Source organism: Halobacteriovorax sp. CON-3, assembly GCF_043196995.1.
Taxonomy (GTDB): domain Bacteria; phylum Bdellovibrionota; class Bacteriovoracia; order Bacteriovoracales; family Bacteriovoracaceae; genus Halobacteriovorax_A.
In genome coordinates this window covers 35,517-55,769 of sequence record NZ_JBEBNA010000001.1, presented here as the reverse complement: position 1 = coordinate 55,769, position 20,253 = coordinate 35,517, and the positions used below count along the sequence as shown (strand labels likewise).

Genomic DNA, 20,253 nt, shown 5'->3' with positions numbered 1-20,253 from the left:
TGTTGGCACCAATTAGTCATACTGATTTGGGTCAAGTTCGATAACACAACGCAGACCAATTCTACTACTCGCCTCAGCATCAGGAAGAAATTCAAATGCGTAGACACCTGCACCAGAAAGACTTGCATAATCACCACCACTAACCATACTTCCGTTAACTCCATTAGTGTTGTTAAAGATTCTAAAAATCTCATCATCATGAAGTTGAGAGTTCGTGATTCCAGCAGTTGAACCAATTCTTAGAGTATAATCATTAATGACACTTCCAGGCATGGCATCTTCAGTGGCCTTAGCGGCATTAGAAATAGGAATACCAAAAACATAGTTAAAGTATCTTGCACTATAATCTGAAACATTTTCGAATAAGTGGCTATCAAGCTCAAGATCACAATCATTGTCCCCATCCGAGTCATTACATGGCCCAATAAATGAATCCATTAGGTAATCACCTGTTCCACCATAAATATCGGCCTTAGTCGAAACGATTGAAGCAAAAGAGTAGATATTAGCGTTGAAGCCATATGCAGTATCTGAAATCTCTGCAACATTTCCGACAGCATCTTGTACACCAAAGGCCGAAGTACAGTCCTGAGTAAATACAGACCCTGTATGAAGTGAGCGAATACCTGAAGAGTTTGTTCCAGGGATAGTGTGAATATCAGATGAACTTAAATTATCGATATCCATGTACGAAGACTCAAGGCCACTTGCCCCTGATGCATTACATTTACTAGAAGAGTTTAGTGCTAGTCCCCTTTCCACAACTTCGATATTTGCATCAGAAGTTGCTCTTACATCCCAAGCACTATAAGCGATCTGCTCGTCACGTGTTGGAAGCTTATAAGATGTCGCCGCTCCATATCCAACAATAGTCGGAGATCCTGTAAGAGTCGTACATGCATTTACAGCATTAGCATTTGTAATATTTGTTAGCGGTGGCAAGAAAGATTGAAATGCCACTGCTGAATCAAGAGTCTGATTAGAGAAACTCTGCCATACCCCATTTTTCACATAACAAGAACCTGTTGATCTCTCATAGAAAACAGATCCATCTGGCCCATCATAAGCACCTAGATTTTGAGCGACACATTGTCCATCTGTTGTATCACAACTTGTTTTAGAATATGGACATCCCATTTCAAAACGAGGAACAAGTAAGTCTTTGCCAAAGTCATAAATTGAGCCAATAGTCCCAAGAGCAGAAGCAGTATCACCAAAGCCTTTGTACTCGCATACATAATTGCTATCAATGAAAGAGTCTGAATGCATCATCTCACATGCCTTCTTGTTAACCATCCAGCGGTGAACAAAGGCAAAGTTTTCTTGAGGGGCAACGACTGTTAGCTTCGCTACATTATTATTTGTTGTAATCTCTAAAGATTCATTATCACCTAGTTGATTCGTAAAACTTAGAACAGGTCTTACTTCATAGACATAAGTGTGATTTGGAACAGGAGCTAAACGTGAGTTCTCCCCATTATCAACATATGTATTTGATGAAGTAATAAGGCTTCGGTTTAAAGGGTTACTGTAATTAAAAGTATGAAGAGGCCCAGCCTTCTTACGATAGACATTATAACCTTGAATTGCTCCAGATGTACCTACAGTGAAGTTTTCCCATTCAAGATTCACACTTGAAGTTCCATGATATGGAATCCAATTTGTCCCATCTGAGTAGAAACAATCTTCACCCGTTGTTGCACGGTAACCTGTATTAAATAGAAATTTTCCATCATTATCACTTGCTAATAATGTTTCAGTTTGAGAGTTGAAAACAACACTAACAGATGATGCATCACCTGAGTCATATGTAACATCACCAATACAACTTGCACTACCAAGATCATCACAAGTTGTCGTTGTATCTTCTAGAAGTCCATTAGTTGTATAATCACGATTAACTTCTGAAATATTACAAGCAACAGATTTATTAATTAGTACCCAATCATTTGAAGTTGTCCCTGTTGAGTAATAACACTGATTAGATGCCGTACGATAAATTGCTCCAGGCGCATCCGGTACAATATTATTAGTAGCTGGTGAAACTGTTCCGTAACACTCATTTCCACCATCACATTTTGTAAGAGAGTGAGAACAAGTAAAACTAGACTCCACTCGAATACCAAAGTGGTTAACTTTTGTACCAAGTGCTTTTACATCGGCCCAACCGTGGTGAGCAACTGTTTGAGGCTCAACTCTAACTTTGAAAGAAACAGATGTTCTTGGTGCACCAGTACCATTATCAACAAGGTCAAATGAAATTGTCGTTTCACCAAATTGCGATGCCGTTGGGATCATTTTGATTCTAAGAATTTCATTGATTGAAATTCCATTATCGATTACTCCGCTGGCCATGGCCCCATTTATAGCAGCAAGATCCCCTGCTTCACTATATTCACCATCAAGGTCAGTATCTTTTAAGAATTGAATATTCATTGGCTGAATAAGAACATTATTAGTTGAAACAACATTTTCAATCGTTACCGTTTGAGAAGCTTCATTAATGCTTCCACCTTCACTGATAATAACATTATCAATAATGATATCTTCTTTTTCACCTACGATAACATCACTCATAAAGCTTGCATTCTGAACACCATTATTTGAGGCAACGGCCCAGTCATCAGTATCAACTGATTCATAGCATAGTCCATTAGTACGATCGAAATAGACAACAGGATTATCACTTACGTGAGAAGTAGGATTGAAGCTAGGCGCTCCATGACCAATACAATTATTCACACCACATTCAGTACGTCCTGCGCGGCGATCATAAACTGAATAATTACAAATGACAGGGGCATCAGAAGTTTCTTGAACAATAACATCAAGACTTTGTACAACTGATTCTGCATTGCTTGAATCCCTAACAACAAATTGGAAGTCATCAGGAGTTCCCATTGTGTTAGCACTATTACCATTTAATGTTTCATATAAACATGTGATAGCACCACCTGAAGAAATGGCACAATCTTTAATTGTTCCTTCAGTACCAGCAAGAGATCCTTGCCCTGCCATCGTGTTGATACGATTTCCGCTTCCATCAATGAAGTAAACTGTAAGAGTTGATGTTGTATTATCGACATCAGAAACACTTCCTAGAGAAATTGTTTCACTTACTTTATTCCAATCTGAAGACTCATTCATCGTGTGCGTAAAAGGACCTCCTGCCACAACCGGTGGATCGTTTTTAGCATTGATGACAACATTGATATAACCTGTTGTATGGAAGTCTGCCATACTTGTTAAAGGTAATGGAGAATCCGAAATTTGATACTCGACAGTAAAGACACCATTTGCATCTCCATCAAAGAAGAGATTACAAAAAGTAGCGTCGTCCACACTATTAGCATGGAAAGTATCTCCTGGAGCTCCTGTACAAGAACCTTGAATATCAGGGTAACTTGTTAAATTTTTAAATTTATATCGTAGATCAGAGCTTGGAAATCCCATGTAAGAATCATCAGATGCAGTTGGGAAATAGAGACCGACTGCCGTTTGAGCACCAGGAGTTCCAGTATTATCCTCATCAACAGTAACTGTAATAATATTTGCAGCAACTGGCTCATCATCAACTTCAGTGATTCGAACTGAAGCAACTCCAGTATTTGAATACTGGCCATTTGCATAGATTTGGTACTCGACCATATCTTCTGCGGCCGCATTGAAATAATCGGCACTAGTAGTAAACGCTAATGTACACTTACCGAGTGAACAATTACATGAAATATTTGAGTTTTGTACACTTGCATGAACCGAGCTTGCAATACAATAAGTTGCAAAGTCACCATCATAATCAAAGTAACCTGAGACAGGTATTTCATTAACTTCACTATCAAATTCAAAAGTAATGAGTGAATCTTCAGCAACAGTTGCACTTCTTGTTGCAGCAACACTTGGTGCTTGATCAACATTTGTCACATCGACATATAATCTTGAAACAGCACTATCTCCATCATCATCACTGATGTAGAAGTCAATATATGAAGATCCATTTGTATGGCGAGAAGGCTCAATATTCATCGAACAAGTACCACTAATACACTCACAAGTTGCACCTAACATTTTAATTCCAGGAGTTGGACTCTCCGTTGTATTTGGACCAGTTATCGTTGCAACAATGATTGGATTAATTGTTACACTTGAGTTAATTGCATTAATAATTTGCAGCGAAGTTGAAAAGCCAGCGTCAATTTGAACCGTAATTGTATTTGTTGCAATTGAAACGACTTCAGAACCGGCCGAAACAGATGGGTTATCAACAAGTTCAAGATAAAGCTCTGAGTGATTCATTGCATTCTGCCAAGTATTTACTCTTTCAAATGTCATTGAACCAATTGTTATGGTTTGATTTAAACCTGTTGCGCTATTAACAATAGTACATGAAGTAGGTATTCCCCCATTTTGATCTGTGAAAGAAATTGGAAAACTTGTCTTGGCCGCATCTTCAATCATTGAAACTGAAGTTGTTGTAATAACCGGTGCCTTTGGAGAAACATCAAGAATACAACTTCTTGTGATTTCATCAAAGTAGTGCCCATCATCACAGCTTGCCTGTTTTAAAGAATTCATCTGCGGTGTACAGCCGATGAAAGCACTTAAAAATATTGAAATTAAAAGTATACGATTCATTATCTTTCCCAAGTATCCCAATAACTTATCGCCAAAATATTTCTTAACTTTAAACAAAGACAAATAAACACTTACGTTATTTCAATATTATAGAAGATAGCTAATCTTGCCTCTAGAATGATGTGATATTGAATACTTAGAAATGGAACAAGTAGACAAAGCGCCTAAAATAACTGACAAGCGCGATCACCTACTGACAGAACTTAAAGTTTTGATTAAGTGAGCAAAGTGCTTCTCTCATTTCTTCATTCTCTTCTTTAAGCTTATTATTCTCTTCTTTCAAAGAAGCAATCTCACGAGTATTTGTTGAAACTTGGGCCTCAACACCTTCACTCATAACCTTATACATGGCCATATTCTCATCTAGCTCTTTAACCGCTTCAATAAGTGGCGAAACAAGAACAGCATAATCAACAGATAGCCAACCATCTGCATTTTCAATTACGGCCGTTGGAAATTGCGCCTGAACATCTTGAGCGATGACACCTATTGAGTGCATTCCAGGAGAGAGTGATTTATCATTCCAATCAAATTCAACACCTTTAAGGGCCTTGATCTTATCAAGGGCATGATCAATCTCCGTCACATTATCTTTGAGTCTCTTATCTGAAGTACAATTTGTTGCTCCGGCCCCAGCTCCAAGTGTACAATCTGTCGAGCCTTGAACTCTTAGATTCCCTACCACATGAAATTGTTCCGAAGGTGTTGTCGTTCCTACCCCAACACGTCCAGCGGCCGTAACAGTCATACGATCAGTGTTTGCAGTAGAAATTGTCACAGGTAAATTTGAGCCTACAGCTCCTGCCGTATTTAAGTTTCCAAGCTTAATACCTGAGCCATTATCAACTAAAACTTCAAAATTATTTAACGTACCACCTTTAAACACGACATTATCAATTCCACCCTGTGAAATAATTTTCTGTGCAGAAGTTACCTGGCCAAAAAATGCAGAACTTGTGGTTGCATCCCCAGCAATAGTGTTAACAGAGATATTACCAAAATCAACGTCACCAGTTACAGTAATGTCACTATCAAAAGTTGCATTACCTGTTACCTGAAGAGTCCCATTAACTACGGCCGCACCTGTTGTATTAAATGCGCCAGTATTTGTAAGTCCACCTGTCGAAGTAATCCCATTTCCTTGAATGGTTCCACTTGCCGTTAGATTTGTCGTTGAAAGGTTTCCAGAGTGTGAAAGTGTCCCTGAAACAATTGTATTACTAAGTTGTGAAATCCCAGTAACATTTAGGTTACCGGCCAATTGAGTACTACCACCAACAACCATTTGATAACCAGAAGTATCAGAAACAACAGTACTTCCAACAAGTAGTCTTCCATTATGAGTAAGCCTCATATTCTCTTGTTGAGTATTTGTTGTATTTGCTGTCGTATAAAAATTTAACTCAGTACCAAGATTTGTTGTACTAAAGTTTTCAGTCGCAGTTGAACGAATACTTGCCGTATTTACAATTCCACTTCCCGTGTCTCCACCAAAGTTTAATAGGCCAAGAACATCACTTGCTGTCGTCATTGACGGCGCAGTTATTAGTCCTTGAGAGCTTGCAAGATTGATTGATGACTGATTGCCACCATAAGAATAAAACTGTCCACTCGCATCTCCAGAATCACTACGTACATCAATTTGTGCAGAAGCATTAAATGTTCCTAGATTTGATGTGTGTCCAAAAGATAAATTTCCATTTGCATCGTAAAGAGCAAAGTCAGAAGACTCTGATTGGAAAGCGATATCACCTGGGCCAGAGCTACCAGCTGTAATTGTCGTTGTTCCACTATTTGTCATGTTAACAGCATTAATATTTGTTATCCCTGAGCCATCTCCAACAAAGTTGGCCGCAGTTATCGTTGAAGAAACATTTAAATTACCGTTGATACCAGAGTTTCCGTAAACGTAGAAAAGGTAGAGAGGATCAGGAACACCACCAATAGATGTACGTCCTGCTGAATCGATGAAGAACTCTGCAGAGTTCCAGAAGTTTGATGCTAAGCTATCTCCATCTCCATCAACATCGATAAAGAAGAAGTTCATTCCACCAACATTTGTGTTATTACCGTAAACACCCATCGTAGCGTTATGTTCTTGTCGTAATCCAAAAGAGAGAGCTCTTGCCCAACTTGAACCAAGTCCGGAACTAACGTTACCTCCAACATGAAGAAGAATACTTTCCTCTGCAGTTGTAGGACCTGCAATATTTCCACTTACTGTTAACTTTGATGGCCCTTCATATGGGTCATCTGAGATTGTAACTTTTCCACCAGAACCTGTGCGTCTGATATGTGAGCCATTAATATCCCATGGACCTGCATAACTACCATTACTTAGTTGTAGATCCCATTTATTTGTTGATTCATTAAAACGAATAATATCACCTGCTGTAAAGGTTTCGACATTACCATCACCATTTAAATCACCAGCAACAGGTGCGGCATCGTTAACAACATAGAAGTCACCATTATTAACTCCAGCAACAGAAGGAGCAGTGACTCCCCCACCTGTATCAAGAATGAGACGCCCTAAATAATTAGAACCACCTAGATAATCAACCGCAACCCATGAAGCACCATTATACTGTAAAACTTGGCCAGCGCTTGAAGCACCAAGAGAGCTTAACTTAGAGTTTGTGATTGCACCGTCTTGAATTTTACTTGTAGAAATCGAACTATTTTGAACATCAAAGCTAACAGAAGTTACAGTTTGTCCAAAGGCATCTGTTACAATTAGATCATAGATAAAGCCACCAACAATTTTTAAACCGTTAGGAACCCCTAACCTCACCATATTTGAAGACTTTGATAAAATATTTAAGTTGATAACCTGTGGGCCATTCTTTGTTTTAACCGCACTAATCGTTGAAAGATTTGTTCCATTGAGAATTAGCTGATTTGAAGAAACTTCAATAAGTGTAATCTGATGTCTTTTCGTAAGATCAGATGTATCCGATGAGTTAGTATTATCACGGCCTGTATTGCTAACAGGTTTACACGCAATAAAAAGTACAACTAAGAGAATGTAAAAAGTATTATTAAGTTTCATATCCATAAATCCCTAATTTCATATCGGAGATTAATAAATAAAGTTAAACTATTAATATTACTATACCAAAGCACTTGGTTAACAAGAGCAAATAAGGAGTATTTGCCAATGATTTCTTTAACTTGTCATTGGTTATAAAATACTTGTATGAATAGCTTTCAAAGATTTTTGCAAACTCTACTAGTCACTATGACATTTCTAACATTGGCCAATCACGCCCTTGCTGAAAAATACGACCTCAATACAAACTTGATTGTCATTCAAAATATTGCCAATGACGGAATGTCTTTTGTTATTCGTAAAGGAAGAGCAGATAATATCGTTAAAGGCCAAGTATCCCTATTCTCTTCGAAAGAAATCTCTTTTACTGCTCGTGCCATCTCTATAACGAAAGAATACTCACAGTGGATTGTAACAGACAATAATATCAGAGTCCCGTTTGAGAAAGGACAAATTGTCACAGTTAACTATTCTCCTGAAAGAGTTTGGTTAGAGATCCCAAAGATACTTGGAGATGAAAATTATAGAAAGATGCTTGCTGAAGAAGAGATGTCTCTTAGAGAAAAACAATTTCAGCGCTATGATAATCGATTTGAATTCTTCTATGGGAAGAATCAGGGCCTAAGTGAATCAACAAGCTCTAGTACAAATAATGATGGCACAAGAACTGGGGATACATTCCAATTCAATTATGCCATCCCTATAAACCAGACATTCCAAACAATTGTTGGCTTTCGCTACGACCTTGACCTACTCACTCTCCTCAACCCAAACGTTGAACAAGAAACGAAGAGAATGATGGGAACAGCGGCGCTAAAAATATCATTCGATAATAACTGGAGCTATCGTTTCAGCTACTTTGTTTCACTTGGAGTTGGTTTTGGGCGTTCTGAAACAAGTATCCAAGACACTGTAAGAGTTGGAAGTGCAATGCTTCTTCCATCCGTGAGTTTAGGACTTGAGTACAAAGTTTCAACTTCCCAGTCACTTATTTTTAAAGCAAATTTTGATGCTATCCAAGCAGATGAAGAATTTGCAGATGGCTTTCAGCAATCTACAGATCAAACAATGTTTGGGCTATCTGTTGGTTACGCTTTCTAAGTATCACCTTCACCATCGTGAGGGATTGAAGGCTTAATCAAAATCCTAATGATATAGGCAAAGAACGATTCTTTCTCTCTTTTATGCTTAAAGAAAGAAGCTTCAGAAACAGGTTGTAACAATAAGGCAATCATTAGAATTACTTTCATCTTTCCTCCCTAATTAGAAACAATAGTAAAAGGAAAACATACTGAAAATTGAATGTCACTTGATGTGATAAAAAAATAGGCCTTCATTAAGTAATCTTAAGAAGGCCTATCAATTATTTGATAAATTCGTTTAGGAATTATTTCTTTGCAGCTGGAAGAACTTCGATTAGTTCAACTTCAAAAGTAAGTGTTGCACCACCTGGAATTGATGGAGGAGCACCTTGGTCACCATAAGCAAGCTCAGATGGAATTACTAACTTAATCTTTCCACCTTCACCAATAAGTTGCATCCCTTCAGTCCAACCTTTGATAACTCTGTTAAGTGGGAATTCGATTGGCTTATTTCTCTTGTAAGATGAGTCAAATTCAGTACCATCTCTTAGAGTACCTTTGTAGTGAACTTTTACAGTATCTGTTGCAACAGGCTTCTTTGCAGAACCAGCTTCAATGATTTTATAAGCTAGACCAGATTCAGTCTTCTTAGCTCCTTCTTTCGCTACGAATTCAGCAAGAAATTTTGCACCAGCATCTTTTTCAGTCTTAGATACTTCACTCATTCTCTGATTTACGATATCTCTAAATTTGAATGCAAATTGTCTTGTATCAATATCAGTTGCATCCTTAGTCATACCATCACGAACACCTTGAACAAGGTTATTCATTTCTCTTTCAGTAAGTTTAAAATCTTTAAATCTCTTTCCGTAAACATGCCCAACTGAATAAAAGATCTTATCATTTTCAGTCTCTGGCTTTACTTCAGCTTTCTTACCACATGAAACAAATAGTAATGGCGCAATTGCCACTGTTGCTAGTAGTTTCTTCATTTAACATCCTTTGTCTAAATTTATTGAAGTCTAGTTACTAATTAATATTTATCTTAATAGATTAAAGTGCTTTAGTCCGCTTTTCAAGCCTTAAATATTTTCGTCCATTGCCTTGTTGGCCAACATATCGCAATGCTCATTTTGCGGGTGGCCACTGTGTCCCTTTACCCAACGAAACTGTAGGTTTGAAAATCTTCCTGCGACTTCATCAAAGCTCTGCCATAACTCAATATTTTCTGGAGTTTTCTTGTCGGCTTTTTTCCAGCCACGTGACTTCCACCCTGGAACCCACTTTGTGATACCGTCAACAACATACTTAGAGTCACTATAAAGAAAGGCCGCATGACTATTATCAAGGCCCATCTCCTCTAATTCATTTTCTAATGATTTCAGTGATTCAATTGCTCCAGTAAGCTCCATACGGTTATTAGTGGTTTGAAACTCAAAGCCAGAGCTCTCAAAGAAGACCACACCCTCTGGGTTTTGTCCCATTGCACCCCATGCACCAGGCCCAGGGTTTCCACGACAACCGCCATCGCTATAAACGGTGTATGCACCCATTGCTTCCATCGGGATACTAAAATGACCATTACCACTTGCAACACCATTGTCGACATCTTCAAGAAGCTCAACACTTTCTCGAAGTTGTGCAATTGCATCATGATCGTCTTGCGTATCGAGAACGCTTTCTAAATATTCTAAAGTTTTTAGTATGCTTTTCTTTTTCATTACTTAAGGATTCCTTTTTAAAGTCATAAGTATAAATCTTCATTTACAAAAAAGGAAACTTCCACCACAATTTCTTTATGGAATTTATAAAATTAGAGTCAGGTAAAACAGTTAACAATCTTGAAATCGAAGCTTTTAAAAATAAAGTTGAATCATCTCGCTATATCTACCTCATGGCAGGAGTTCACGGAGATGAAATCGAGGGAGTTCACTGCCTAAAAGAAATCTTTTCGTGGCTCAAAAATGAAGTAGAGACTGATCTACCTTTAGTTATCATTCCAATTGTTAATAAGGACGGGGTTCATGCTGGCACACGTATTAATGCCAATGGTGTTGACTTAAATCGTAACCTTCCTACTCAGAGTTGGGAGGGTGAATTTGAAGAGGCCAAGTACAACCCGGGAACAGCACCTTTAAGTGAACCTGAAAACCAATATTTAGATAAACTCTTTAAAGAGTATCCACCGGCCTTTATTTTATCGATCCACTCATGGAAGCCTATTGTGAATTACAATGGTGACTGTAAGGATGTGGCAGAGCTTTTGGCCAAGCACAATAAGTATCCTATTGCAGATGATATCGGCTACCCAACTCCAGGCTCACTTGGAACATATGGAAGTGTCGATCTTGGTGCGCCAGTGCTCACTTTTGAATGTCCAACTGTCGACACAGGGATTACTGTCGAAAAAGTTTGGCAAGAAAATGAAGTCGGCTTCAAAGAAATGATCACGTCTGGAATTTTGAAACGATTCCTCTAAAAGTTAATTTACTCTTCTTAAACAAAATTAACTTATCTTAGCTAGCGTCCAATCCGTTAATAAGGCATATTCAAAATGAGAGTGCTGCATTGCGGCGCCCATGTTTAAAATTTGGTATAAATATCATTTAGGCCCCAATATCCCTCATAATCCCTCTCTCTTTTTGGGCCTAGGTGTAATCGGAGGCCGTCCCACGGCCTCCCTTTATATTCTCCATAATTTCGTCAACTCCCTAAACAACCCTGTAGATTTTCCAAAGTCGGCGTCTTACACCTCCTATTGTTATATATTTACTTCAAATGCGAACTCGTCCGAAACTGAACAAATGGCATACTATTTGCATCAAGTATTGAACGAATATCATTTTCAGGAACGAAAAAAGGAGACAGAGTGACACCATTTAAGTGTATCTCATTAATTTTACTAGCACTTACAACAACATCTGTTGTTGCCCAAAGTAGCACTAGTAATATCCAAGGTGTCAAAAAAGCACCGGGTGCGACTAGAAATTGGTCAGCTAGAATCGATACGACAGTTTCAAGAGACTTATTAAAGACTTCTGAAGCAGACCATTATAGTGGAATGTATAACTCATTTCGTTTCAATATTATTACAGATAAAGGTAGCTTCGCAGCTAAAACAACAATATCAAAAGACTTTGTTGATGAGCGAAAAAGTAGAATCAGTGATACGTCTGTATCCTTTACTAGAAAGGCTTCTCAGCCATTTGATGGGGTTGTTTCTTTTGGTACAGCATCAATAAAACTACCAACAAGTAAGGTATCGAGAAAATATTCTAACCTTCAAGCAGGAATTAGCTTAAGTGAAGGCCTATCAATAGCCGATAGTGTTATTGGGATTAAGGACCTATCTGCATTAGTTATTCTTGGTGCATCCAAGAACTTCCATGAGTATGAAACATCAATGACTGGAAGCTCAAATACTTCATATAGTCTTTCTTCAGTTGCATATCTGACATACAGCATGTCGGATCAGCTATACCTATCACTTGGAGGAACATATATGAAGGGTTGGACATATCAGAATAACACAAAAGATGCTTATTCGTTCTCACAAGCTGTTGGTTACAGCTTTGGCCCTAAGTACAACCTAGAAATAGGACATGAGTTTGGAGGAACTCCCCTATCACCAGATGGAAAAAAGGTTGAGATCGACCTATTTGATGAAAGAGATTCATCAGTTTATGCATCACTAACAATAAAAATTTAGAACACACATAACGAAGACAAAGAGAAAGAAGAACAAATGACAAAAAGAACAAAGGTAGATGAGAAAATGAAAATCAAAAATGAAAACAAATTTGGAATGCTTAGAGGCCTTACACATGCTTTCGCATTGGCAGCTATTCTTTCAAGTTGTGCAAAAACTCTTCCTGACAAAGAGCCTGATTTTGCCCAAGAAACTTACCGAACAAAGAACTCTGTTACTTCAGCAAAGTTAGTTATTGAATCAAAAGCAGTAGCGACTCAAGAAGAACTTTCGATAAATGATATTTCGACAGATCTTATCGATACAAGTGTTGGTAGTGAAGCAAAGACTCTCTACTCTATTAATATTGTTAGCTCTAACGATAAGACTTACAATGTACTTGTAAAAGACCTTCTTATTCCAGCTGAACAAGCAGGACAACAGTTCGAGATTACATTTGATCTTACAACAAACTTCCTAGTAGCTTATATTGCTCCTGTAAACTCGAGTATTAAAGCACTAAGCCAGTCGAATAAGATTATCCGCGATATTCTTCCTGTCAAAGCTTCAAAGCTTGATCGTATTCCATTATTTCAATACGGTGTTGACTTCTTCCAAAGAGAAAATGTTAAAAACGATCTTGATGAGAAGACAAGACGAATCAGATATGTTGAAAAAGATCGTTCTGAATCAACTCACTACAAAGTTGACTACCTAATCGAAAACAGAACATACACTGGTGTCTTCGGGATGAACCAGAAAGAGATCGCGACAATCTATCGTCGTGACAAAGTTGAAAGTAACCTATTCACAGTTGGTCAACTTGAAGAACGTATTTTTAATAATGACAATGCCTTCACTACTTCAAAGCATGATGGCCACGTTTTTGAAAACAAAGATCTTATTAAGATTATTTTAGATGACAATGATAATACAGCATATTTTGCTCGTGTTATTAAGAAAGAAGAGCTTACTGATAATGAAGAACAACTAGTTCGTGCAGAAAGATTCAACCTACTATTTTCAAGATGTGATGCTGATACAGCAAAGAGAGCAAAAATCGCTCTTGAGAACTGTTTTCTACGTTCAGAAATTTCTGAAAAAATTAAGTACGTTAAATTCAAGTATAACCTTGATGACAAAGAAGAAATTCTAGCTGAAACAATCATTTCAACGAGCACAAACTCTGAAGATGCAAAATTTATTCAACTAGAAAAAGACTCTAAACCAGAAGAGATCTACCCAGCAGAGATCAGAAGTGAACTATCAACTGCTTGGCTAAAACTTGAAAAATTTAAGAACCAAGAATTTACTTTTAGAAGAGTTTTAGAAGACTCTCCAAATATTTTCAACTATAGCTTTGCAGGTTCTAAAGCAAGCTTCCATGTTGAGATTGTTAAGTTTCACTTCGAATCAGATCGTGTACATGTAAAGAGATCAAGACCGCTTCTTCAAAGAACTGGTTCATCTAAAAACGATACTGAGCCATTACTATCTTTCGAAGCGGAATATTTCCGTGAAAGTAAGAATGACAAAGGTGGAATCGTTTACGTTCCAGCAAGCCACAATGACGAAAGAGCATTTGCAGTTGTAAACCTAGGTAATGATCTAATTGGTGATGTTCTTACTTCACTTGATCCATACCTAATGAGTGTTTGTGGTGGTGGAAAGGCCCACGGTCTAACTGAAACTAATAATATTGTACAAGTTGTTGATGGAAAGGATGACTACTTAAACTTTTCAACTCAATCAACTTATAAGAAAGGTAACCTATTTAACTGTTCAGACTTTGGTGGAGATTACTGGGGACCACAGAATGAAACAATGACGTTCACAGAAAGAACGACTTTCATGAAGTACAACCACGAATATGAAGAGCCAGAGCAAAACCTTACTTACGAAGTTCAAAAGAAGTTTAACTTTGGACTATTCACTGGTTCTAAGCTAGTTCCAAAGGGACACTCTGAGCAGACTCGTAACTTCGATACAACAGTTGGCCTACCGATGGTATTTGATATCAGAAATGGTAAGAATATCGAGTACGTACTGACAGGAATTCCATCGAATAAATATGATAAAGCTGGAAACATTGTTAGAAAGCTTACTAAGACAGAACTTGACCTAAGAAATAAAATCATCGTTTCTTCTCAAAAAGTTGTTGATGATATCAACCTAGGTTTCAAGCGCGCATTCAAAGGAACTCAATACGAAGGACGTGGTGATGTTATCACTCTTAAGATTGAAAAAGATGACTCTATTCCAGCAGGAACGAAGAATCTTAACCTTACTTACAACCTAGATGGTGTAGCACAGACAGTAGATATTGAAGTTGTGGAAAAAACTCACTTAGGTGACCTACAACGTAACCACATCTACTGGGTAGAAAAAGCGACTTCAAGTTCAATTATTGGTCTTGGTGGTCCATCATTTAACCCAAGAAATGGTGTTGTTGAATCTGCTTCTGTTTACCTATACGGTGGTAACATGAAGTCATCAATCGATTGGATGGTTGACAAGGCAATTTCTGAAAAGAATTTTATTAAGAATATTACTCCTACTAAAGAGCTTCAAAACCTTGCAGATGAGCTTAACAAGAAAGCAATCGAAGATGCTTTAGCTGAGCACAAGGCAAAGACTCAAGCAGCTGGTCAAGATACTCAAGTTGCAGACTCAGGTGAAGTAGAAGTTGAAATCGAAGGTGAAACAGTAACTCAAAGCACGAAGAAAGCTGAGATGAAATCTCACCGTCACGGTGTTGCTCACACTAACTTAAAGAGCAACCTACTTAAGACAATTAAGCGTCCAAATATCGCTTCACAGATGGGGAAAATCAAAGATGCTCACCGTCTAATGAAGAATGACTTTAGAGCTAGCTCAATTGATAAAGAAGAAGTTCTACTTAACTTCTCAAGTGCTAACAATAAGCAAGCAAAAGCAGTAAGTGCTGCTTGGCAAGCAATTGCTAATAAAGATGATGTTGCACTACAGGCTGCAATCCACGGAGAGAACTCACTAGAGACTCTTCAAGCGAAGATCAAGCATGCTATGGAGTACGATAGAAATGGTAAGAAGAACCCAATCTGTAACCATGAAACAGCTGAGTTTGCTCTAAGCAACCTTGCTAAGAACTATGATGTTCTAAAAATGGCAGAAACAGATGAAGGTAAGAATGATATCCTAATTGATATTTGGATGCCTACTCTTGCTCACGAAATTGGACACAACCTTGGCCTACGTCACAACTTCGTTGGTTCATTTGATAAGAAGAACTGGCTATTTGCTGGTGAAAAAGAAACGAAGAGAACTTCATCTTCAGTTATGGACTATACAATTGATGACCACGCAACTTACGATGGCCTAGCTCCATACGATGTATACGCACTACGTGCAGCTTATACAGGAATGGTTGAGCTTGAAGGATACACTAACTCAAGAAAGAAATCGATTGAGATCAATGGTGTTGACGTTAAGGTATCTTCTGTTGAATCTGAATTTGAACCAGGTCTATACTACCACCTAGTAAGAATTCAAGATGTAGTTGATGCACTTGTTGGTGAAAATGGTAACCCTGCAAATATCTCTAAGCATAGACTTATGGCAGAAGCAGGCCTTAAGAGAATCAGATTCTGTTCAGATGAGGACGCAGGAAACTCTCCTCAGTGTAACAGACACGACTTTGGTTCATCTTTTGAAGAAATCGTAGACTACCAAATTTCAGACTACCGTCAGATGTACGAATATATCTACTTCCCAGGTAAGCGTAAGGAATTCTACGGTGGAGCAGCATTTAGTTGGCTAATGGATAAATTCTATAAGCTAAGAATGATGAACGAAGAAGTATTCTATCACCTAATTTACACTCCTGAGTTGTACTCTCAAGCAGATCAAGCAACTCATGATGCTACAACTAATGACCTAGTAAATGGTGTAATCAAGTCACTATTCTTCCTACAGTCAGTAGTGGCGACTCCAGATATCACTCCAGGTGCTGGACTTGATACTGAAGCACAAAGAAATAAGAGATTTGTGTCAACACTTGTACCAACACAGACTGAAGTTACAGCTGAAGATGGAACAGTTCTACAAGTAGCGACTCAAAAGCCAATGGTTGTAGAAACAAAGTGGAACGAAGCAATCTCACTTGATAGTGATTCATATAGAGCGAAGAACCGTGGTATTGAATATGACAAAGCAGCAGCTCTTGTAGCGCTTACAGAGTCTGAGTCATACTCATACAAGTACCGTTCAAACTCTCTAAGAATTCCATACCAGTTACTAGAGCAGTATCTATTTGGAATTGATATTAAAGATTCAATTGTACAATCAACAATTGGAGAAGTTCTTTCTGGTCAAGTTACTCCACTAGTATATGACCCAGCAACAGGACGTAATATCCCACTAACTAACGGAGCTTTCAGTGTTGAAGTTGGTGAAGTTGAAACAAACTATGCTGCGATTGGTGGTCTAGTTTACGGTAATATTGATACATTTGAACAAACAGCTAACCCTGCACGTGCATTTTGGGTAAACCACATCTCTCAAAGAGATCTACTTACTGAAACTTTTGAGCACGAAGGGCAAACTTACCAAATCCCTGAGGATTATGTAGCTGAGAAAACAGATATCAGAAAAGCATATGTACCTTACGCACAAGATTCATATGTAGCTGGTAATGTAATCCAAAAAGCAAGTATGATGCAGTTAATTTCTCACGATGAGCGTTGGTCAACATTCTTTGGTGAATGGGAAAAGGCGCAAATTGAAGGACTTCAACTTGCACAAACTCCAGCGGCACAAGATGCAACTGAAGATACAATGAAAGCTCAAAAGACAGAGCTTGAAATGGCAGCAGCTCTTGGAGATGCAGCAGCAATTAAATCTGAGATGCAGAAATACTTCGCTCAAATCAATGCTCTTCTTGCTTCACAAGATCAAAAAGAGATGATTGCTGGGTTCCTTGCTCAAAGAGCACTTGTTAAACAAGCTGGTTCATACTTTGTATCAGCACAATTTACAGCGATGATGAATGACATTGGTCTTGAAGGTGTAACACTAGACTATATCAATCAAGTACTAAGTCAGGCCATCGTACCAATCGCTTTTGAAGCAGAAGCATGTCGCCTTTCAGAGCAGTACTGTTCAACAGTTGATATGATTCAAATGGCGAAGACTGGAAATAAGGATAGATACTTAGATAATAAGATCACTAACCTTCTGAATAACTTCTCAATGCCTTCAGTTAATGAGCAAGGTCAAGTTGAGTTATTCGCACCAGTTATTACTAAGGTCATCCAAGGTCTTAATAATAACGAACAAATCAAGCTAGGAGATGTTTTCTTAAGAGATATCCAAGAAAACAGCTTCGCACAGATTCAACAAATGGATCAGCTTGTTGGTGAAGCTATGACGAAAATGAAAGTTACTAAAGACGTTGATAGCTTCTATGGAGATATGAAAAGAAACGTAAAACTTCTTGGACTATACTTCAGAATGATTAACCCGATGGAAGGAAAATAATCCAAACCATCTACCGATAAATTGTTCTTAAATTTGAAACCCGCCCTGTCCAGGCGGGTTTCTTTTTTTGGAGGCGTCATTTGCCACGATGGCAAAATGATGCCGAACAACCCAGAGGCGACCACGATGGGAGCCTTCGGGTAACCAACTTCACAAATCTCACTACTACTCATTGAATTAAAGATTGTTATAATTTGAAACCACGATGGAAATAACGCCGAACAACCCAGAGGCGACCACGGCCTGCTTCGGCTCCTGCCTCTCGCAGGCATACAGTTCTTCCTGAACATAATGGGAGCCTTCGGGTAACCAACTTCGCAAAACTCACTACAACTCGATCCAAAACCTCATCTTCTTCACATCATCAACTTCAATAATATTCTCAAGCTGGCCACCATTTTTACGAATTGTCTTCTCAGATCCAATATTCCCCTCATCACAAGTTACAAGAACCTTTTTAAGGCCCTTAATATTGTCCCTAACGTAGTTTAAGGACTCAGCAAGGATTTGAGTCGCATAACCTTTACGGCGGAAACTAGGGCATACTCCGTAACCAATATGGCCACCAACCTTTAAAAGATGATCATTTAATTCAAAGCGAATTGAAGTACGACCTACAATTTTACCCTCATCATTAAAGGCGAAGAGTAAGGCCGCCGGCACATGCTCTTTTGGAATATGAGTCCCCTTTGCAAACTCCGGAGCTATCGAAACATATTTTTCAAACTCTCCATTAGCTAGAGTTTCCCAGTAATGGACAAAGTCAAAATTGTTTTCCCAATGCTCGTCAAAAGCAGCAAAGAATTCATCCTTATCCTCATGAGTTAAATATCTAAGAGTAATTTTATTCATGTATCTCCTTCATCTTTAGAAGCTCAGCACACGCTAAGTAAATATCTGCTTGTAAGTGGCGGCCTTCTGACTTTAAAATTCGACAAACCTCTTCAATAGTAGCAGTTCTCAAAGTGTTAGAGTTAACGAAATTAACATCCCCAGTGAAAATGACGGCAGCTGAGGCAGGATGTGGAAAATGTTCTCGTAAAGGCGTCTCGTACTTATCTTCTAAGATCCAATGCCCAAGCTTATTAATACTTTTCATACTAATGCCGAGTTCAAGACCTAACATTCGCTCTAAACCAAAAATAACGCTCTCTCCCTCTTTTAATTCTCCTCCAGGATAATCGAGCTTACCACTGTCTTTAACAAGGTATAGCCACTTGTCACCGGCCCTCGGAACAAAGAAGATATTGGTTATAAGAGATTCATTAATTGATTCTTCAGTTAAGAAAAAACGGCGTTTAAAATGCTCATTATCAACTGGAGACAAAAGAGTTGAATATTTATCTATTTCCATAAGGTGATTATACCAGAGAAATAGAAACAAAAAGGCCCTCTTTCGAGGGCCTTATATAAAACAAAATGTAAGTTTGAATTATGCTTTATCGAATTTGATAACTTCAGTTGGACAAGCTTCAGCAGCTTCAAGAATAAGAAGTCCGTTATCAAGAGGTGCATCTGGACGGATTACACAGTTAGTATCTGTAACTTCGAAAACCTCTGGGTAGATACCTTCACAAGCGTTACAAACAATACAACCTTCTTCAATCCACACCTTAGAAACTGCGAAGTTCTCTTGAGCAGGAGCTCCTGCACCAGCAGCACCAGCGAATTCACCAGCAAATTGTGGGTTAGCAGAAATTCTAAGACCTACAGGAATATCTCCTTGAGGAATTGAGTCTGCAATAAATGAACGAGTTGTTTGGTGGTAAAACATTTTTGGTTTTACATAACCATATTTCTCATTGAATGTTTCAACAGTATTCTCAGCACCACGGAAAGCTTCAATAAACTTGCGTCCCTTCATTGTGCGAGATTGTGTAAGGCCATCTTTTGACTTAAGTTCAATTTCTACAGTTGAAGAATCAAGATTCTCAAGCTCTAGAATTTCTTTAAAAGCAGGACCCATCTTAACTTCGATACCAAAGTCTGAATCTTGAACAGCAAAGTCACTTGAAACAGTAACTTGTGTTTTCTTACCAAATGGGTTGAATAGCCTAACAATAACATGATTGAATTTTGCAGGCTCTCTCGAATTATTCCAACGGTAACCAAAAGCAAAACTTTCATCGTCTGAAGATTTTAGAACTTCAAACTTCGACTTCCCAAATAGGAAGAAGAATGAACCTGAAAGAAGGCTTAAAACACCTAGTTGGACAACCATCCCTGTTACAACTAATAATGCAATAGCTAATGCAATTAAAGTAGTATTCACTTTATCTCCT

At 38.2% G+C, this 20,253-nt stretch carries 12 protein-coding genes; 4 read left to right on the top strand and 8 right to left on the bottom strand.

Annotated features, from left to right (window positions below; all coding sequences use genetic code 11):
• Positions 1-12: 12 nt before the first annotated feature.
• Both ABMA72_RS00245 and ABMA72_RS00240 read right to left on the bottom strand, forming a co-directional pair.
• The gene (locus ABMA72_RS00245) at positions 13-4,632 is read right to left on the bottom strand and encodes a hypothetical protein (protein WP_393055376.1); all 4,620 of its coding nucleotides are present in this window, start codon (positions 4,630-4,632) and stop codon (positions 13-15) included.
• 190 nt (positions 4,633-4,822) lie between these two features.
• Positions 4,823-7,684, bottom strand: coding sequence for a tail fiber domain-containing protein (locus tag ABMA72_RS00240; protein WP_393055373.1), 2,862 nt, complete (start codon positions 7,682-7,684; stop codon positions 4,823-4,825).
• A 189-nt stretch (positions 7,685-7,873) separates the two neighbouring features.
• Here ABMA72_RS00240 and ABMA72_RS00235 point away from each other — a divergent pair, with 189 nt between their 5' ends.
• Positions 7,874-8,785: a hypothetical protein gene (locus tag ABMA72_RS00235; protein ID WP_392860305.1), complete on the top strand. Its 912-nt coding sequence runs from the start codon at positions 7,874-7,876 to the stop codon at positions 8,783-8,785.
• On the opposite strand, the gene ABMA72_RS00230 is transcribed toward ABMA72_RS00235, so the two are convergent.
• The 3 genes from ABMA72_RS00230 to ABMA72_RS00220 form a co-directional block, all read right to left on the bottom strand.
• Positions 8,782-8,934, bottom strand: coding sequence for a hypothetical protein (locus ABMA72_RS00230; RefSeq protein ID WP_393055370.1), 153 nt, complete (start codon positions 8,932-8,934; stop codon positions 8,782-8,784). The two genes, ABMA72_RS00235 and ABMA72_RS00230, sit on opposite strands and share 4 nt — an antisense overlap.
• Positions 8,935-9,071: 137 nt before the next feature.
• Positions 9,072-9,758 (bottom strand): FKBP-type peptidyl-prolyl cis-trans isomerase, encoded by a 687-nt coding sequence (locus ABMA72_RS00225; protein WP_392860303.1) that lies wholly within the window; start codon positions 9,756-9,758, stop codon positions 9,072-9,074.
• A 90-nt stretch (positions 9,759-9,848) separates the two neighbouring features.
• Positions 9,849-10,319 carry a ribonuclease H gene (locus ABMA72_RS00220; protein WP_392861016.1) on the bottom strand — a complete coding sequence of 157 codons (471 nt, stop codon included), beginning with the start codon at positions 10,317-10,319 and terminating at the stop codon, positions 9,849-9,851.
• A gap of 245 nt (positions 10,320-10,564) precedes the next feature.
• Here ABMA72_RS00220 and ABMA72_RS00215 point away from each other — a divergent pair, with 245 nt between their 5' ends.
• The 3 genes from ABMA72_RS00215 to ABMA72_RS00205 all read left to right on the top strand — a co-directional run bounded on the left by ABMA72_RS00215 (position 10,565) and on the right by ABMA72_RS00205 (position 17,971).
• Positions 10,565-11,245, top strand: a complete 681-nt coding sequence (locus tag ABMA72_RS00215; RefSeq protein ID WP_393055367.1) for a M14 family murein peptide amidase A — start codon at positions 10,565-10,567, stop codon at positions 11,243-11,245.
• 390 nt (positions 11,246-11,635) lie between these two features.
• Positions 11,636-12,475 (top strand): hypothetical protein, encoded by an 840-nt coding sequence (locus ABMA72_RS00210; protein WP_392860301.1) that lies wholly within the window; start codon positions 11,636-11,638, stop codon positions 12,473-12,475.
• Between the two features lie 36 nt (positions 12,476-12,511).
• Positions 12,512-17,971 (top strand): zinc-dependent metalloprotease, encoded by a 5,460-nt coding sequence (locus ABMA72_RS00205; protein WP_393055364.1) that lies wholly within the window; start codon positions 12,512-12,514, stop codon positions 17,969-17,971.
• 327 nt (positions 17,972-18,298) lie between these two features.
• Here ABMA72_RS00205 and ABMA72_RS00200 read toward each other — a convergent pair whose 3' ends face one another.
• From ABMA72_RS00200 to ABMA72_RS00190, 3 genes are all read right to left on the bottom strand, one after another.
• Entirely contained in the window at positions 18,299-18,823 is a 525-nt protein-coding gene (locus ABMA72_RS00200) for a GNAT family N-acetyltransferase (protein WP_392860299.1), read from the bottom strand.
• Positions 18,816-19,325 (bottom strand): hypothetical protein, encoded by a 510-nt coding sequence (locus ABMA72_RS00195; protein WP_392860297.1) that lies wholly within the window; start codon positions 19,323-19,325, stop codon positions 18,816-18,818. The genes ABMA72_RS00200 and ABMA72_RS00195 overlap by 8 nt, the downstream gene beginning before the upstream one ends.
• A 78-nt stretch (positions 19,326-19,403) precedes the next feature.
• Positions 19,404-20,243, bottom strand: coding sequence for a ferredoxin (locus ABMA72_RS00190; protein WP_392860295.1), 840 nt, complete (start codon positions 20,241-20,243; stop codon positions 19,404-19,406).
• Positions 20,244-20,253 lie beyond the last annotated feature (10 nt).

What these genes read in the sequence shown, in the direction of transcription:
- ABMA72_RS00245 (WP_393055376.1), bottom strand. Translation starts at nt 4,632, where the DNA reads ATGAATCGTATACTTTTAATTTCAATATTTTTAAGTGCTTTCATCGGC.
- ABMA72_RS00240 (WP_393055373.1), bottom strand. Translation starts at nt 7,684, where the DNA reads ATGAAACTTAATAATACTTTTTACATTCTCTTAGTTGTACTTTTTATT.
- ABMA72_RS00235 (WP_392860305.1), top strand. Translation starts at nt 7,874, where the DNA reads ATGACATTTCTAACATTGGCCAATCACGCCCTTGCTGAAAAATACGAC.
- ABMA72_RS00230 (WP_393055370.1), bottom strand. Translation starts at nt 8,934, where the DNA reads ATGAAAGTAATTCTAATGATTGCCTTATTGTTACAACCTGTTTCTGAA.
- ABMA72_RS00225 (WP_392860303.1), bottom strand. Translation starts at nt 9,758, where the DNA reads ATGAAGAAACTACTAGCAACAGTGGCAATTGCGCCATTACTATTTGTT.
- ABMA72_RS00220 (WP_392861016.1), bottom strand. Translation starts at nt 10,319, where the DNA reads ATGGGTGCATACACCGTTTATAGCGATGGCGGTTGTCGTGGAAACCCT.
- ABMA72_RS00215 (WP_393055367.1), top strand. Translation starts at nt 10,565, where the DNA reads ATGGAATTTATAAAATTAGAGTCAGGTAAAACAGTTAACAATCTTGAA.
- ABMA72_RS00205 (WP_393055364.1), top strand. Translation starts at nt 12,512, where the DNA reads ATGACAAAAAGAACAAAGGTAGATGAGAAAATGAAAATCAAAAATGAA.
- ABMA72_RS00200 (WP_392860299.1), bottom strand. Translation starts at nt 18,823, where the DNA reads ATGAATAAAATTACTCTTAGATATTTAACTCATGAGGATAAGGATGAA.
- ABMA72_RS00195 (WP_392860297.1), bottom strand. Translation starts at nt 19,325, where the DNA reads ATGGAAATAGATAAATATTCAACTCTTTTGTCTCCAGTTGATAATGAG.